This window comes from Rhodococcoides corynebacterioides, from assembly GCF_019834675.1.
In the GTDB taxonomy this organism is placed as follows: Bacteria; Actinomycetota; Actinomycetes; order Mycobacteriales; family Mycobacteriaceae; genus Rhodococcoides; species Rhodococcoides corynebacterioides_A.
In genome coordinates, this window is sequence record NZ_JABUBU010000001.1 from 751,850 (window position 1) to 768,851 (window position 17,002).

The window sequence follows — 17,002 nt, forward strand, 5'->3', positions numbered from 1 at the left end:
CGCCCCGGGAGTCACCCGGGAGTCGCGACGGTTCCCGGGAAGTTCCCGGGTTCGTCCCGGGAACCGCACGGGCTCGGGGCCGATCCTGGATCCGTGAGCGAGAATGCGTCGATGACGTCCGATACGGTTCCCGGCGCCCCGGAAGCGACGGTGCTGGTGGTCGACGACGAGCCGACCATCGTGGAGCTGCTCGCCGTCAGCCTGAAGTTCCAGGGCTTCGCGGTGCGCACCGCGCGCAGCGGACCGGAGGCGATCGACGTCGCCCGCAGCCTGCGGCCGGACGCCCTGATCCTGGACGTCATGATGCCGGAGATGGACGGGTTCGGGCTGCTGCGGCGACTACGTGCCGACGGGATCGACGCGCCGGTGCTGTTCCTCACGGCGCGGGATGCCGTGGAGGACAAGGTCACCGGTCTGACGATGGGTGCCGACGACTATGTCACCAAGCCGTTCAGCCTCGAGGAAGTCGTGGCACGACTGCGCGTGATCCTCCGTCGACGCATTCCGGGAACCGAACCGCAGCCGTCCCGCATCACGTTCGCCGACATCGAACTGGACGACGACACGCACGAGGTGTGGAAGGCAGGAGAGCCGGTCTCGTTGTCGCCCACGGAGTTCACGCTGCTGCGCTACTTCATGGTCAACGCCGGAACGGTGCTCTCCAAGCCTCGCATCCTCGATCACGTCTGGCACTACGACTTCGGCGGGGAAGTCGGAGTGGTCGAGTCGTACGTGTCCTACCTGCGGCGCAAGATCGACACCACGGAACCCCGTCTGCTGCACACCCTTCGCGGCGTCGGCTACGTGATGCGGGTGCCGCGCCGGTGAGACGACCGAACGCCGTGCCGTTGCGCGTCACCCTGGTCGCCGCGCTGCTGCTGCTGGTCGCGGTGGGTCTGGCGGCGTCCGGACTCGCGGTGACCACCGCCCTGCAGAACACTCTGCTGGCCCGCGTGGACACCCAACTCGAGGAGGCGGCGTCGGGCTGGGCGCGTCCCCGCGAGGACCGCCCACCCCCGCCGTCGGGGGACATCGGGCCGGGTCGCCCGCCGACGTCGTTCTACGTTCGGTCCGTCACGGCGGACGGCACCGTGCGCACGTCGATCAACGACAACTCCTCGCCGGGACCGGATCTCACCGCGGTCGCGTCGCCGACCCCGGTGACGGTGGGGTCGGCGAACGACGGCGACGAGCAGTGGCGCGTGGTCACCGTGTCGAACCAGGACGGATCGACCACCGTCGGGGTGTCCCTCGCGGAGAACGCTGCGATCGTCGGACGCCTGGTCGTCCTCGAACTCTCGATCGGTGCGGGCGTCCTGGTGGTCCTGGGCCTCGTCGCCTGGTGGGTGGTGCGGCGCAGTCTGCGCCCGCTGCGGGAGGTGGAGGCGACGGCGGAAGCGATCGCCGCGGGTGATCTGCATCGCCGTGTCCCCGAACGCGATGCGCGGACCGAGGTCGGCCGACTGTCGGCCGCGCTCAACGGGATGCTGGCGCAGATCCAGCAGGCGGTCGCGGAATCCGCTGCCTCGGAACGCACCGCGCGCGCGTCGGAGGACCGGATGCGACGATTCGTCGCCGACGCCTCGCACGAACTGCGCACCCCGCTGACGACGATCCGGGGCTTCGCCGAGTTGTATCGGCAGGGCGCGAGCACCGACGTCGAGCTGATCATGACGAGAATCGGTGGCGAGGCGGCCCGCATGGGGCTGCTGGTGGAGGATCTGGTGATGCTTGCGCGGCTGGACGCGGAACGTCCCGTCGCCAGCGCGCCCGTGGACCTGTTGCAGATCGCGGCCGACGCGGTCCACGACGCTGCGGCGGCGGCCCCGTCGCGCACGGTCGATCTCGAGGTGCTGCCCGGCAGCGGGGTGCCCGAGGTGCTCGGCGACGACGCCCGGCTGCGTCAGGTGCTGGGGAACCTGGTGAGCAACGCGCTGCGCCACACGCCGGACACCGCGTCGATCACCGTGGCCGTCGGCACGGTGGGGGAGACGGCGATTCTCCGGGTGCGCGACACCGGACCGGGACTGTCCGACGAGGACGCCGGCCGCGTCTTCGAGCGCTTCTACCGAGCCGACCGATCCCGGACCCGGGAGAGCGGCGGCAGCGGGCTCGGGCTGTCCATCGTGGCGGCTCTCGTCGCCGCACACGGGGGTCGGGTCACGGTCGATTCGTCGCCGGAACGGGGGTCGACGTTCACCGTGGAACTGCCACTGCTGCAGCGCGAGTCGGCTCCGGCGGAGTGAGGACACGGCCGACGACGGTGCTCACGCCGGTCTCGACCGGAACAGCGCGCTCCACGTGGAGACGGCGGCGCCCGCGAGCAGCCCCCCGGTCAGGACGAACACCGCACCGGCCCCCGCGGATCCGGCGATGGCGCCGGCGGCGAGCGGAATCACCACCTGCCCCAGTCGGTTTCCGGTCAGCCGCAACGACAGTGCGGAGGCGCGGTTGGACGGGTTGACCAAGCCCGCCACCCAGGTCATGGTCAGCGGTTGCGCCAGGCCCCAGAAGAATCCGGCGATCGAGACGAGAATGCCGACCACCCAGGGTTGGGGGAGTACCGGCACGAGAATCATGGGGAGCGCCGAGCACAGACTCCCCGACACCAGGAGCCAGTTCCGGGGCGCCACCGCGAGCAGGCGGGTCAGCAGGGTGCGGGAGACGATGGCGGCGACGGACCGCGCGGTCAGGATGACGGTCACCACCATTACGCTGTAGCCGTGGTGCTCACCGAACACGGGCAGATAGGCGATCATCAGGTCCATCGACGTCAGGATGATGAGGCTCGAGAAGACCGCCGGCCGCATACCGCGGGTGGTGAGCATCGCGCGCGTCGACTGGGTCTCGTACTCGGCCCGCACCTGCGCGGAGTCACGGCTGATGGTGAGCGACGGTGCCGCGGTCAGAGCCGTGGCGACCGCGGCGACGCCCAGCATCGCGATCAGCGCACCGGTGGTGTCGACGTGCCCGATGTCGCTGCGCGAGGCGAGAACGCCCACCACCGGAATGCCGATCGACTGACCCACCGAGATCCAGACGGTGAGGCCGCCGAAGCGGCGGTCGTAGTTCTCCGGCCGTGAGCGGACCGGAACGTATCCCTGGCTCGAGACCATCGTCAGGATGTGGCTGAAGCCCAGCAGGACACAACCGAGCGCGAGGAGGGGAATCGCCGAGCTCACCAGCACGATGGCCACGGCGACGAGAGACAGGGCGGTGCCGACGCGGAGGATCGTGGCGGCGCGTCGGCCGTCGACCGCACGGCCGATGCGCATCGCGGCCATTAGTGGCACCAGCGAGTAGAGCGCGGTGAGGATGCCGACGGTCACGCCGTCGCCCCCGAGTTCGAGGGCCTTGTAGGTGATCATCACGCGGACCGCGGCGTACACGGCCTGGATGAGTGCCGTGGTGGCACAGAGCATGACGAACCACGATCGCGTCATCGCACGTGTTCCCGAGCCGTGGCGCCGCGGCGCCCGGTCGGGGCGTCAGGCATTCGAGAAGTTCTCGGTTTCGTCCGCCCCGGATGCGCGCAGATCGGGCTGCTGCTCGCGGATTCGACTGGCGCGCGCGACGTGGTCGGCCGTCAACCGTCCCGCCGCCTCGGCGTCGCCCCGTTCGATGGCGTCGAGGATGCGGTCGTGGTCGGCCTGGAGCTCGGCCGCGTCCGCCGGGTGGCGCCACACGGTGGTGCCGGGAGTGAAACGCGCCCACAACAATTCGAGGTGTTGCACGATGAGCGGCGACGTCTGCCGGTAGATGGCGAAGTGGAACGCGCGGTTCAGCACGGACAATTCGGCCGGTGCCGCGGTGCCCGCGGACTGTGCGGCCGCCAGGGCCGCATGCGCCGCGCGGATCTCCTCGAGTCCACGAGGAGTCATGCGCTCGACGGCCATCTCCGCGGCCGTGCGTTCGGCGGCGGCGCGGAGCCGGTAGAGGTCGCGGGCCGTGTCCGGGGTCATCTCACGCACCGACGCGCCCTTGTGCGCGTCGTAGGAGACGACGCCGTCGGCTTCGAGCATGCGCAGTGCCTCGCGCACCGGCGTGGCGCTGACGCCGTACCGCTTGGCCAGCACGGTCTGCTTGATCAGCTCACCCGGCTTGATGGCGCCGCTCGCGACGTCCTCCTTCAGGCGTTCGACGACGTATTGCGTCCGGCTGACCGGGGGAGCGGAACTCTCGACACTCATGCCGGACCCTTTCTCGCGTGTGTTGCGTGGTCGACAGCAGCGCTGCCGTTCGTTCTGCGTTCTACATTCTCTACCCCATCGAGTGCCGAGCATACGTCCGATACGGCGCCGTTGAGTGCTTTCTATGAACGGTAGACAACACTCTATAGAGTGTGTAACGTGCGTCACGAGGCCGAAAGGGTGTGACCGACACCTCCCCGCCCGACATGCTTGTCCCGCCGATCGTCGCAGCGGGACGATGACCACCACCCGAAGACGGAGATGCCCATGAGCTCCCACGCCACCCTCACCCGCACGGTCGCGGAGTGGATCGTCCACCAGAGCTCGACGGCATTGCCCGTCGAGATGGACCACCACGTGCGCCGCATGCTCCTCGATCACCTCGCGGGTGTCGCGGCGAGTTCGGTCGGCGAGGTCTCGGCGGCGGTCGGCGTCCACGTCGCCCGAACCTACCGAGGGTCGACGGCCACCGCGATCGGCCACGGCCGCACGTCGGCGCTGGGGGCCGCCGTCCTCAACGGCACCAACGGACACGGCATCGAATCCGACGAGGGCTACACCCCGGGTTCGATGCACCCCACGTCGGTGGTCTTCCCGGCCGTGTTCGCCGTCGCCCAGGAGCGAGGCATCAGCGGCGATCGCGTGCTGCGCGCCGCGGCCATCGGCATGGAGCTGGCCTGCCGCCTCGCCGACGCCGGCCACCCCGCCACGCGGAACCGGCACTTCCACAACACGCCCGTCGCCGGTGTCTTCGGGGCTGCGGCCGCCGTCTCGGTGTTGCTGGGCCTGGACGAGGACGGCGTCGCCAACGCCCTCGGACTCGCCGGATCGCACGCCGGCGGCGTGTTCGAGTTCCTCGGTGGGTCGGCCGAGGTCAAGCGGTTCCATCCCGGCAAGGCGGCGCGGGACGGCATCACCAGCGCGGACTTGGCCGAGGCAGGGTTGACCGGTCCGACCACGATTCTCGAGGGTCGCGACGGCTACTTCGCCGCCTTCGCGGGGGAGGAGGGCACCGACTGGTTCGCCGACACCGTCACCCGCCGACTAGGCGAAGAGTGGGTGCTGCTGCGGACCTACGTCAAGCCCTACCCCTGCTGCCGCCACCTGCACGGCGCCATCGACGCGATGCTGGCGCTGCGGGACGAATTCGACCTCGACCCCGAGTCCATCACCTCCATCGAGGTCGGCACCTTCGCCATCGCGACACGTCACGCCGGCCGCGTCCTCGACACGGTTCTGCAAGGCCAGCTGAGCCTGCCGTTCACCGTCGCCGTGGCTGCACTCACCGGATCGGTGACGCTCACCGACTTCTCCGAGACCGCCCGACAGGACCCTCGCGCCCTCGCTCTGATGGACAAGGTCGTCGTCCGTCTCGACGAGGCCGCCGATGCCTCCTACCCCAAGACCGGGCGTCCCGCCGACGTCACCGTCGTGACCTCCGACGGCGCGCGCTACCAGCATCGCGTCGAACAGCCCTACGGCGAACCGACCAACCCCATGTCGGACACGGACCTCGAGGTCAAGGCCTACGGGTTGCTCGAACCCGTGATCGGCCTCGCCGGGGCCAAGACCCTCGTCGAGGCCTGCTGGAACTTCGACACCCTCGACTTTCTCGACGAACTCGACGCAGCCGTTCGGTCCGCCAAGCCCGTCTGACCCCTCACGCCCACTCCGGCGCCTGCGGGCGGTCGGACACCAGAAAGGACCTCTCATGGAGGTTGCAGTACACGATCTGGATCTCGCCTACGGCGATTTCACCGCGATCAAGAGTCTCGATTTGACCATCCCCGACGGCGAATCCGTCGTCCTGCTCGGCCAGTCCGGCTGCGGCAAGACGAGCACGATGCGGTGCATCGCCGGCCTCGAGACGCCCACCGGCGGAACAATATCCATTGGCGACAAGACCGTTTTCGACGGCAACTCCGGTCGCGTTGTTCCCGTGTACAAGCGCAACGTCGGCATGGTCTTCCAGTCCTATGCGGTCTGGCCGCACAAGACGGTGCTCGAGAACGTCGCGTTCCCGCTCAAGATGAAGGGCGTCGCCAAGGCCCGCCGCCGCACCGAGGCGCTCGCCGTTCTCGAACTCGTCGGGCTCGCCCACCTCGCAGATCGGGGAGCAAGCATGCTGTCCGGTGGTCAGATGCAGCGCGTCGCGCTTGCTCGGTCGATGGCGATGTCGCCGAGCGTGTTGCTGCTCGACGAGCCGCTCTCCAACCTCGACGCTCGGCTGCGGGACGACCTGCGCGTCGAGCTCCGCCGCATTCAGACCGAGCGCGGACTCACCAGCCTCTACGTCACGCACGACCAGCAGGAGGCGCTGGCGCTGGCCGATCGGATCGCGATCATGCAGGCCGGTCGTATCAGTCAGCTCGGGACGCCCGAGGAGATCTACGGCACGCCCGCCAGCGCGTCGATCGCCAGCTTCCTCGGCGTGACCAACGTGTTCCCGGTCGCACCGGGATCCACCTCGCGCGCGCTCGAGCTCGCTGACACCGAAGTCGTGTTGCGCACCGACCGGGCCGTGCCCGCGGTGGCGTCGAGTGCCTGCATACGCCCCGAGGACATCACGGTCACGCTCGATTCCGGCAACGACGTCAGTGACCTGTCGGGCAAGCGAGGCGACGCCAATCACCTGGGCGGCGTCGTCCGCATCGCGGTGTTCCAGGGCTCGACCATCCGCTGCAAGGTGGAGATCGACGGCGGCATCGAGCTCGACGCGGTGTGCCCGCCGCCCTCGACCGGTGTCCTCGCGCCCGGCGCCCGCGTCACGGTGTCCGTCGACGCTGCCGCGGTCAAGGTTCTGCCGGACGAGGTTCCGTCCGCCGAGACCCGGGCGGCGGTGGCGGCATGAGCCAGGCCGTGCTCGACCGACCCGCCGCCGACGTGCCCACGCCGCCGCCGGCTCGCAAGCGCAACCGCAAGATCGGCCGTCGCGGGAAGCTTGCCAGCATCCCGCTGCTCGCCGTGGTGGCGTTCCTGGTCCTGGTGCCCGCCGGCTTCGTGCTCCTCGCGGCCTTCAGTGAATCGGTGCCCCGCCCGGGCAGCATCTCGTTCGATCTGACGCTGCGCAACGTCGACGTCCTCCTCGAGGCCGGCGTCCTGGGCGCGACGGGCAACTCTCTCGTCATCGCCGTCTCGGCCACGTTCCTCGCCCTCTGCATCGGCGGCTTCCTGGCCTTCATCACCGCGCGAACTAACGTGCGCTGCAAGGGGTTCGTGTTCCTCATCGGCCTCATGCCGATGTTCCTGCCGTCGTACGTCGGCGCGCTTGCCTGGTCGATCCTCGGCAGCCCCGGAGCGGGCCTGATCAACGTCGGCACTCGCGACCTCGGCATGGGGAGCCCGGTGAACATGTACTCGGTCGAAGGCGTGGTGATGGTGTTCGCCATGTACTACGCGCCCTACGCTTTCCTGCTCATCCACGCGTCGATGTCGATGATGAACCCCGACCTCGAGGACGCGTCGAACGTGCACGGCGCCTCGACGTGGCGGACCATTCGGTCCGTCACCGCTCCGCTCGCATTGCCGGCGATCATGGGCTCGGGCCTGCTGATGTTCATCCTCATCCTCGAGAACTTCCCCGTCGCCCAGGTTCTGGCGACACCGGGTCAGATCGACACCCTGCCCACGTTCATCTACCGCCTGATGAACACGTCGCCGTCGCGTGGCAACGAGGCCTCGGTCATCGCGATCGTGCTGGTGGCCGCCGTCATCGCCATCACCGTGGTGCAGCGCAAGGTCTTGGCGAAGCGATCTTTCACCACCGTGTCGGGCAAGGGTGTCAAGGCCCGCACGCTCGACCTGGGCAAGCTTCGGACGCCCGCGCTGCTGCTGGCGCTCGTCTACTTCGTTCTCGCGATCGTGCTGCCGCTGCTGGCGCTGTTCCTCTCGGCCATCCGCAGCTCGCCGTACATGCAGTCCTTCTCGAGCCTGGCCGAGCCCGGTGCGCTGGACATCACGTCGTTCTCGGACGTCCTGACCTCGGACGTGTTCCACACCGCCGCCACCAACAGTGTCCTCGTGTCGATCATGGCCGCCGCCGGCGGCACGGTGCTCGCCTTCCTGGTCGGGTACACGGTCTACCGGACCAGCTCGTACGCCCGCGGACTCCTCGAAGCGCTGTCGATGGTGCCCCTCGCGATCCCTGCGATCGTCCTCGGTATCGGCTTGCTCTGGACCTGGCTGGTCATGCCGGTACCGGTCTACGGCACGCTGTGGGTGCTCATCATCGGTTTCGTCGCCGTGCAGATGCCGCAGGGCTTCCGAGGCATCGCCGCGGCGATCCAGTCCACGGATCGTGACCTCGAGGACAGCGCAGTTCTGCTCGGCGCGCGCCGCTCTCGGGCCATCTCCTTCGTGACACTGCCCCTGCTGCGGGTCGCCGTCTCGTCGACGTTCCTCATGCTGCTGATGCTCAGCATGCGTGAACTCACCGTGCCGCTGTTCCTCTACACCACCGACACACGGATCCTGTCCATCGCGATCTACGACCAGTTCGAGAACGGTGGAGCCCTGCGGGAAGCGTCGGCTCTGGCCCTCGTCTACTGCGCCATCATGTTCCTCCTCAGCTACCTGCCTCGCCGCATCGGCGCCAAGAGCGGAGTCGGCCATGCGTGACCCGAATCACAGTGTCGGAACGCCGACTACGACTTCGAAAGGACGCACCGTGAGCGCACCGCGACGGGTTGCGAGACGACGGACCACCCGGTTGGCGGGGATCCTGGCCGTGGCCACGGCACTGGTGGTCTCCACGGTCGCCTGCGGGCAGGAAGGTGGCGGCAAGGACGAGCAGGCTCGGGAACTGCTGCCCCCCTCCGAGGTCGACACCAGCAACGGTCTCGTCATCGACGGCGAGCTCGTGGCCGACAAGGAACTCTGGGAGGCAGCGCAGGGCCAGGTGGTCAAGCTGTACTCCGGAACCGGCAAGGAGGCGGAGGACCTCACGGCCGCCCGATTCAAGCAGGAGACGGGCCTCGACATCGAGCTCACCCGACTGCCCACCAACAAGCTCGCCGAGCGCGTGCTCTCCGAGCAGGGTGCCGGCAAGCTCGGTGCGGACATCGCTCGGGTCACCGATCCGCGTGTCGCACGGGAGTTCTCGGAGCAGGGCGTGTTCGTGCCGTACACCACGCCGTTCGACCGGCTTCTGCGCGAGCAGAACACAGGGGTGCGCGACACCTACCTCAACTGCTACTACTTCGTGAACGCGATGGGATACAACGACGCGATCATCGAGGAGGATCAGCCCACCCAGTGGGAAGACCTGGTCGATCCGAAGTACGCCGGCAAGCTGGGCGTGGTCGCGGTGACCACCGGTGGCACGCTCAACGCTCTGGCGCACTTCCAGATCTCCACGCTGGGACGGGAGTTCCTCGAGCAGCAGGGCCGGCAGAACCCGCGCATCTTCGACTCGACGTCCACCGAGGTCGACGCCCTCGCCCGCGGCGAGATCTCCGTCGCCTCGCTCAGCTTCAACAACGCCTTCGCAGCAGAATTGGCCGGAGCCCCGCTGGAATTGGTGATTCCGGACAAGGGCGTCTCCGCGTCGGAGAATCTCATGGGCATGACGGCGAACGGTCTGCAGAATCCCGCCGCGCAGGTGTTCATGAACTGGACGATGTCGAAGTCAGGCCAGTCGTTCGCCGCGGCCCAAGGATTCGTGCCCGCTCGCACGGACATGGAGCCGGTCAAGGCCGGCGGGAAATACCAGTTGCCGCAGGCCGATTCGCCCCAGTTCCACTTGTTCTCCGAGGAGGACTACGAGAAGTACGCGGCACGCGACGAGGAATGGTGGAAGCAGGCGTTCGACTACATGGGCTGACCCCCGGGGGTGTGGACGAGTCGCGCCACCGTCGCTGACCCAAGACTCTATAACCTATCGAATCTCGAATACCCAGAGGAAATTCCATGACTGCAGTGATGACCGAGCGCGAGGCGCTCGTCGATTCGGTTCGTGCGTTCGCCCAGCGTCACCTCGCGAGCGGTGCGCTCGAGCGCGCGCACGATCCGGCCTACTCCTGGGACATCGCCCGCCTCCTCGGCGCCCAGGACCTCCTCGGCCTGACCATCGCGGAGAAGGACGGGGGACAGGGGGCGACCCTGGCCGACGCCGTCGCCGTGATCAAGGAGGTGGCGCAGTTCTGCCCGAAGAGCGCGGACATCCTCCAGGCCGGCAACTTCGGCGCGATCCGCACGTTCGCGGAATTCGGCACCGAGGAACAGAAGGCGAAGTATCTGCCGGACCTGTTGTCCGGCAACGCCTTGATCAGCCTGGGGATGAGCGAGCCGGAGGCCGGGTCCGCGGCGACCGAGCTGCAGACCTCGGTCACCGAGGAGGGTGACGGTTATCGGTTGAACGGCACCAAAATCTGGGGCACGCACAGCGTCGACGCCACCCTCTTCCTCGTGTACGTCCGCTTCGGACCGGGCACCCGGAACATCGGCTCGGTGCTCGTCGAGCGGGGTGCCGAGGGGTTCACGCTCGGACAGCCCTCGAACTACATGAGCGGCGAGCAGTGGTGTCAGCTCTACTTCGACGACGTGTGGGTGCCACGGGAGAACGTGCTCCTCGGGCCCGGTGGCTTCAAGAAGCAGATGAGCGGCTTCAACGTCGAGCGCATCGGGAACGCCTCGCGCGCACTGGCGTTGGGTCGTCTGGCGTTCGACACCGCCCGCGCCCACGTGAGTGAGCGCACGCAGTTCGGGCGCACCCTGAACGAGTTCCAGGGCCTGCAGTGGAAGTTCGCGGAGGTGGCCGTGGCACTCGACGGTGCCGAACTGCTGCTCGATCGCGCTGTCACCAACGCGGCGGCCGGGCTGCCGAGTGCCTACGAGACCTCCGTCGCCAAGCTCGCCGCCAACGAGGCCGGGTTCCTCGCGGCCAACGAGGCCATGCAAGCGATGGGTGCCCTCGGATACAGCCAGGAATCGCTGGTCGAATACTGCATGCGACGCACCCGCGGGTGGATGATCGCCGGTGGTTCGCTGGAGATGCTCAAGAACCGCATCGCCGAAGAGGTCTTCGACCGCAAGTTCAGCCAGCGCGCCCCGCGCCCGGAGACCGCGCGATGACCCTGACCACCAGCGCGCCGCCGACGTCGGTGGTCGGTTACGACGTGGACGGCTCGGTCGCCGTGCTCACGATCGACAACCCGCCCGTCAACGCCGGCAGCGCGGCGGTGCGAGCGGGGTTGCTGAGCGGCCTGGACCGGGCGCTGTCCGACACCGGCGTGCGCGCCGTGGTCGTGATCGGCGCGGGGGCGAACTTCGTCTCCGGCAGCGACCTCAGAGAATTCGACGGGCCGGTACCGGAGCCGACGCTGCCCACAGTGATCGAGGCGATCGAGGCGTCGCCGAAGCCCGTCGTGGCCGCCCTGTCCGGGGCCACGCTGGGTGGAGGGCTCGAATTGGCCCTGGGATGCGACGCGCGAATCGCACACCCGGACACCGTCGTCGGCCTGCCCGAGGTCACGCTCGGCATGATTCCCGGCGCCGGCGGAACGCAACGGCCGCTCCGCATCCTCGGCCCCGCTCGCACGCTGGAGTTCGCGACGTCGGGCAAGCGCATGCCGGTTCGATGGGCGGCCGAGTGCGGTCTCGTCGACGACATCGCCGTCGGACCGCTCAGGGCGGCGGCCGTCGAGTTCGCCGCGAGCCGAGCGGTGAAGCGGGTCCTGCAGGACCTTCCCGTCGCGGCGGATTCGTCCTCGGCCGATCTCGAGGGGGCCGCGGTCGCCGTCGTGGCGGCCGGACGAGGTCGACCGCAGTACGCCGCGGCCGTGGCGGCCGTCGTGTCCGGGATGGCGCTTCCCGCGCGAGCTGCGCTCGCTTTCGAGCGCAGCGAGTTCACCCGTCTGCGCAACGGGTCCGAGGCGGCCGCACTGCGGCACCTGTTCTTCGCGCGTCGGGCGACCACGAAGGCGAACAAGCCCTCGCTTCCGCGCGAGGTCGACTCGATCGGCGTCGTGGGCGCCGGCACCATGGGTGCCGGTATCGCTCGGGCCTTCGTCGAGGCCGGCCGGTCGGTGATCCTCGTCGACCGGAACCCCGAGGCTGCGACCGGTGCGGTCGACCGCCTACGAGCGACGTACGACGCCGCGGTCGCGCGGGGGCGGATGCAGCGGGACGACGCCGAGTCGGCTCTGCTTCTGCTGTCGGCGGGCAGATCCGTGACCGCGCTGGACGGTTGCGATCTGGTGATCGAAGCGGTCTTCGAGTACATGGACGTCAAGAAGGACCTCCTGCGACGCCTCCAGCGCGTGGTGCCGTCGCACGCGACACTGGCCACGAACACGTCGTACCTCGACGTCGACGAGCTGGCCACGGCGCTCGACCGACCCGAGCGGCTGGTGGGCATGCACTTCTTCAGTCCCGCGCACCGCGCGGCGGTACTCGAGGTGGTGCGAGGGAAGCAGACCTCGCGGGCGTCCCTCGACCGCGCTCTCTCCGCGGCGGCGGTGCTGAGGAAGCTGCCCATCGTCGCGGGCGTCTGCGACGGGTTCGTCGGCAATCGGATCTACAACGCCTACCGACGACAGTGCGAACTGATGCTCGAGGAAGGCGCGGTGCCGGCGCAGGTCGACCGCGCCCTGGTCGAGTTCGGTTTCGCCATGGGACCGTTCGCGGTCTCGGACATGTCCGGTCTCGACATCGCCTGGCGGATGCGTCGATCTCGTGATGCCGTGCGGGATCCCGCCGAGCGTTACCCCGACGTCGCCGACACGCTGTGCGAGATGGGCAGATTCGGTCAGAAGACCGGTGCGGGGTGGTACCGCTACCCGGACGGATCGCGGCAACCCGTCGATGATTCCGAGGTCACCCGGCTCGTCGAGCAGTCGTCGGCGCGCAAGGGAATCGCACGACGACCGTTCTCCGACGAGGACATCGTCGATCGCGCGCTTCTGTCGATGACCAACGAGGCCGCCCTGCTGCTGGCGGAGGGAATCGCGGATCGTCCCGGCGACGTGGACCTGATGCTCACCTCCGCCTACGGATTCCCCCGACACATCGGCGGACTCGGTCCGTGGGTGCGCGGACAGGACGCCGCCGATCTCGACCGGCGTCTGGCGGACCTCGCGGCCGTCACCGGGCCGGGCTTCGTCACGGCCGATCTCGGAGTCTTCCGATGACTCCCGTCCCTTCCGACGGGTCGAATTCCGTGTCGAACGACCCCGCCACCACGCCCGGCCATGCGGCCGGGCGTGGTGGCGTCTCCGGACGCATTCCACCCGCGTCCGCCGTCGGTGAGGTCGCCGAGCGAGTGCGGGCCCGTCGTGGCGGCGCACTGACCCCACTCGACCTGGCGCTGCTGCACAGTGCGCGGTTCGCCGACGGGTGGAACACCCTGCTGGGGGCCGTGCGCTCGTCGATGACACTGCGCGGCGACCTCCGCGAAGCGGCGATCTGCCGGATCGCGGTGCTGAACGGCGCGGCTTACGAGTGGAACGCGCACGCACCGCTCGCCCGGAGCGAGGGCGTCACGGCCGCCCAGCTGTCAGCGTTGCGGGATCGTGAAGTCGACAGTGCCGCACTCGGCGGCGAGCTCGCCCTGATCGTCTCCTACACCGACGCCATGACCCGCACGGTGACGGTTCCGCAGGAGCTCTTCGACGCGGTTCTGGACGAGCTCGGCGTCGCGTGCACCGTCGAGCTCACCGGCACCGTCGCCGCGTACAACATGGTCTCCCGCTTCCTCGTCGCGCTGGACATCGGACGCGGCCGGCCGGAGACCCCACTGCAGATCGAACGGGAGTCACCATGACAGGACGATTGGACGGACGAGTCGCCGTGGTCACGGGCGCGGGGAGCGTCGGGCCCGGATGGGGGAACGGACGAGCCACGGCCGTCCGATTCGCCGAGGAGGGAGCCACGGTCTTCGCCGTGGATCTCGACCCGGCCGCACTGGACGAGACGGTGCGTCGGTCGGGTGAGCACAGCGGCTCGATCGTGCCCGTCCAGTGCGACGTCACCGACAGCGCCGCCGTGGAGGCCGTGGTGAGGCGGTGCATGGCCGAGGCCGGCCGTCTCGACGTCCTGGTCAACAACGTCGGTGGCTCGCGCGCCGGTGGCCCGGTGGAGATGAGCGAGGACGAGTGGTCGGCGCAGCTCGAGTTCAACCTCACGACGACGTTTCTGCTGTGCAAACACGTTCTTCCGCACATGAAGTCCGCCGGCTCGGGGGCGATCGTGAACACGTCGTCGACGTCCGGGTTGCGATGGACCGGGGCCGCCCAGTCGGCGTACTCCGCCGCGAAGGCGGGCATCGTCGCGTTCACCCGGTCGATCGCCGTCCAGCACGCGCCGTTCGGAATCCGGGCCAACACGGTCGTGCCGGGACAGCTCCACACCCCGATGGTGGAAACCCGCCTCGCCGGGCAGCGAGCCGGCGGCGACGTGGCCGCTCTGCTCGAGCAGCGTCTCGCGCGCATCCCGCTCGGCTTCATGGGCGACGGGCGGGACACCGCCAACGCTGCGCTGTTCCTCGCCAGCGACGACGCGCGATTCGTCACGGCGACCGAGATCATCGTCGACGGGGGAATGTCGGCGCGCTGCGACTGACCGCATCGCGATCGACACGCCGAAGGCCGGCCACCGAATTCGGTGGCCGGCCTTCGATGCGTCGACGGTCAGCTCTGTGCCGCGACCGTGTCGTCCGTTCGCGGGGCGGCGGCGTGGTGATCACGGGACACCGCCGTCCGAACCAGCGAGTCGAGCGCCAGTACCCCTTGGCCCCGCGGCCGCACCGACACGGGGTTCAGTTCCGCCTCGAGCACCTCGGTGTTGGACACAGCCAGGGTGGAGACGGCGACGATGGTGTCGGCCAGAGCGTCGAGGTCCCCTTCGGGTAGACCGCGGTATCCGGTGACCACGGACAGTCCCTTCACCTCGCCGATCATCTCGCGGGCGGTCTCGCGGGTGACCGGCGCGAGCCTGATCGACGAGTCCGCGAAGATCTCGGCCAGCACGCCGCCCGTGGAGAGGACGACGATGGGACCCACGTCGCGGCTGACCCGATAGCCGACCAGCGCGTCGGCGAGACCGCGAGAGGCCATCTGCTGCACGAGCACTCGGTCGACCACGACCTCGGGCGCGTGGGCGGCGACGTTCGCGACGATGCTCCGCGCCGCGGCGCGGACACCGTTCGCGTCGGTGACGTTCAGAACGACTCCGCCGACGTCGGACTTGTGCGGAACCTCGTCCGAGAGCACCTTGACGACGACGGGGTAGTCGAACGGGAGGTCGATCTCGACGCCGTCGTCCGCCAGGCTCGCGGTGTCGAGCGCGACGAACGGGCTCACCGCCACTCCGAGCCGACCGAGAAGCTGTCCCGACTCGAGCTCGTCGAGGACCGCCGTGGGGGCGTCGGCGTCCACCGCGAATCGGGTGCCGCCGCCGATGGTGGCCGGGACGCGGTGGTAGGTGGCGGCGATGACGTCGGCGCAGGACTCGGGCGTGCGGAACGCCGGGACGCCGGAGGTGTTCAGCAGCGCGGCGGCGTCCGGGGCCTCGGGGAGGGCGAACGCCACGATGGGAACCTCGTGGTCGCCGCGCTCGGAGATCGCCTGCACGGCCAGTTCGGGATTGAGGCGTGCGGAGGACCCGATGACGAAGACGATCAGGTCGAACTCGCCGCTGTTCTGCAGGGCGTCGAGTGCCGCGGTGACGACGTCGTGGCGCGCACCGGCGAGACCCAGATCGGCGATGCCGCTGTGGGGGATCGGTGCGCCGCGCTCCGCCATGGTGGCGACGAGGTCCTCGCTCGGGCCGACGACCGTCAACCCGTGGAGAGCGAGCTGGTCGACCATGATCGCGGCTCCGCCGCCGGTGGTGGTCACCACGCCGACGCGCGGGGAGACGGGAGTGGGGGAGGTGGGGACGCGGAGCAGCAGTCCGGGCGCCTCCACGAGGGACTCGAAGCAGTAGACGCGTGCGAACCCGCAGGCACGGAAGAAAGCTTCGGATTCACTGTCCTCACCGGCGAGGGCTCCCGTGTGCGAGACCGAGAGCGCGGCGGCCTCGTCGGAGCGGCCGAGCTTGTAGACCGCGATGGGCTTGCCGGCGGCTGCCGCGGCGCGGGCGAACGACGCGAGATCCTCGGAATGGCGGAGCGATTCGAGGAACAGGGCGAAAGAGGTGACACCCGGATCGTCGACCATCGACTCGCACAGCGCGCCGAGCGACAGATCGGCCTCGCCGCCCGTGGAGACGAGTCCGGCGAAACCGATGCCGCGGCCGCGGGCGCGGCTGACGAGGGAGCCGATGACGCTGCCGGACTGCGAGGCGACGAAGATGCCGCCGGCCGGGATGTTCGGCTCGCCGAAGGCGGCGTTGCCGGTGAGCATCACGCCGGTGCGGGGGTTGACCACCCCGAGGCTGCTCGGGCCGATCACGCGGACGGAGCCCGTGGCGGCGGCGGCACGCAGGCGCTCCTCGCGCTCGACGCCCTCGGGGCCGTCCTCCGCGAAGCCCGAGGACAGCACGGTGGCGGCCGTGACGCCCAGTGCGGCACATTCCTCGACCGCGGCGATCGCGGCCTCGGCGCCCGTCATGATGTAGACGTGCTCGGGAACCTCCGGCAGCGCGGTGAGGCTCGGCCACGCCTTGGCGCCCTGCACCGTCTCGCGTCGGGGATTGACGAAGTAGGCGTTGCCTCGGTAGCCGGCCTGCGCGAGGAACTGTTGCGGACGAGCCGTCGTCTTCGTCGGGTCGTCGGAGGCACCGACGATGGCGATGGACGCCGGGTCGATGAGGCGTTCGGCGAACGAGCGGTCGTGGCGGTGGTCGGTCATGGGCTCAACTCCTGCGAGCAGCGG

Annotated in this window: 13 protein-coding genes; 10 read left to right on the plus strand and 3 right to left on the minus strand. The window is 69.3% G+C overall.

The features are described 5' to 3' along the window. Window positions 1–111: 111 nt before the first annotated feature. Together HQ603_RS03505 and HQ603_RS03510 are read left to right on the plus strand one after the other, a co-directional pair. Window positions 112–828: a response regulator transcription factor gene (locus HQ603_RS03505; protein ID WP_222682916.1), complete on the plus strand. Its 717-nt coding sequence runs from the start codon at window positions 112–114 to the stop codon at window positions 826–828. Then, on the plus strand, window positions 825–2,246 hold the full coding sequence (locus HQ603_RS03510; RefSeq protein WP_308126342.1) for a sensor histidine kinase: 1,422 nt from the start codon (window positions 825–827) through the stop codon (window positions 2,244–2,246). Before HQ603_RS03505 ends, HQ603_RS03510 begins: the two co-directional genes overlap by 4 nt. Window positions 2,247–2,267: 21 nt before the next feature. Here HQ603_RS03510 and HQ603_RS03515 read toward each other — a convergent pair whose 3' ends face one another. Together HQ603_RS03515 and HQ603_RS03520 are read right to left on the minus strand one after the other, a co-directional pair. Further along, complete coding sequence (locus HQ603_RS03515; protein WP_222682917.1) at window positions 2,268–3,443, minus strand: MFS transporter; 1,176 nt, start codon at window positions 3,441–3,443, stop codon at window positions 2,268–2,270. A 45-nt stretch (window positions 3,444–3,488) separates the two neighbouring features. Further along, window positions 3,489–4,190, minus strand: a complete 702-nt coding sequence (locus HQ603_RS03520; protein ID WP_222682918.1) for a GntR family transcriptional regulator — start codon at window positions 4,188–4,190, stop codon at window positions 3,489–3,491. Window positions 4,191–4,457: 267 nt separating this feature from the next. Here HQ603_RS03520 and HQ603_RS03525 point away from each other — a divergent pair, with 267 nt between their 5' ends. From HQ603_RS03525 to HQ603_RS03560, 8 genes are all read left to right on the plus strand, one after another. Continuing rightward, entirely contained in the window at window positions 4,458–5,846 is a 1,389-nt protein-coding gene (locus HQ603_RS03525; RefSeq protein WP_222682919.1) for an MmgE/PrpD family protein, read from the plus strand. Window positions 5,847–5,901: 55 nt separating this feature from the next. Next, window positions 5,902–7,041: an ABC transporter ATP-binding protein gene (locus HQ603_RS03530; protein WP_222682920.1), complete on the plus strand. Its 1,140-nt coding sequence runs from the start codon at window positions 5,902–5,904 to the stop codon at window positions 7,039–7,041. Then, the gene (locus HQ603_RS03535; protein ID WP_222682921.1) at window positions 7,038–8,807 is read left to right on the plus strand and encodes an ABC transporter permease; all 1,770 of its coding nucleotides are present in this window, start codon (window positions 7,038–7,040) and stop codon (window positions 8,805–8,807) included. The genes HQ603_RS03530 and HQ603_RS03535 overlap by 4 nt, the downstream gene beginning before the upstream one ends. Before the next feature lie 49 nt (window positions 8,808–8,856). Continuing rightward, entirely contained in the window at window positions 8,857–10,011 is a 1,155-nt protein-coding gene (locus tag HQ603_RS03540; RefSeq protein WP_308126343.1) for an ABC transporter substrate-binding protein, read from the plus strand. Between the two features lie 86 nt (window positions 10,012–10,097). Further along, window positions 10,098–11,261: an acyl-CoA dehydrogenase family protein gene (locus HQ603_RS03545; protein WP_222682923.1), complete on the plus strand. Its 1,164-nt coding sequence runs from the start codon at window positions 10,098–10,100 to the stop codon at window positions 11,259–11,261. Further along, a complete protein-coding gene (locus HQ603_RS03550; protein WP_222682924.1) occupies window positions 11,258–13,318 on the plus strand; it encodes a 3-hydroxyacyl-CoA dehydrogenase NAD-binding domain-containing protein in 2,061 nt (686 codons plus the stop codon). Before HQ603_RS03545 ends, HQ603_RS03550 begins: the two co-directional genes overlap by 4 nt. Window positions 13,319–13,347: 29 nt before the next feature. Further along, complete coding sequence (locus tag HQ603_RS03555) at window positions 13,348–13,950, plus strand: carboxymuconolactone decarboxylase family protein (protein ID WP_308126344.1); 603 nt, start codon at window positions 13,348–13,350, stop codon at window positions 13,948–13,950. Next, window positions 13,947–14,747 (plus strand): SDR family NAD(P)-dependent oxidoreductase, encoded by an 801-nt coding sequence (locus HQ603_RS03560; RefSeq protein WP_222682925.1) that lies wholly within the window; start codon window positions 13,947–13,949, stop codon window positions 14,745–14,747. Before HQ603_RS03555 ends, HQ603_RS03560 begins: the two co-directional genes overlap by 4 nt. Window positions 14,748–14,815: 68 nt before the next feature. On the opposite strand, the gene HQ603_RS03565 is transcribed toward HQ603_RS03560, so the two are convergent. Continuing rightward, entirely contained in the window at window positions 14,816–16,978 is a 2,163-nt protein-coding gene (locus tag HQ603_RS03565) for an acetate--CoA ligase family protein (RefSeq protein WP_222682926.1), read from the minus strand. Between the last annotated feature and the right edge of the window lie 24 nt (window positions 16,979–17,002).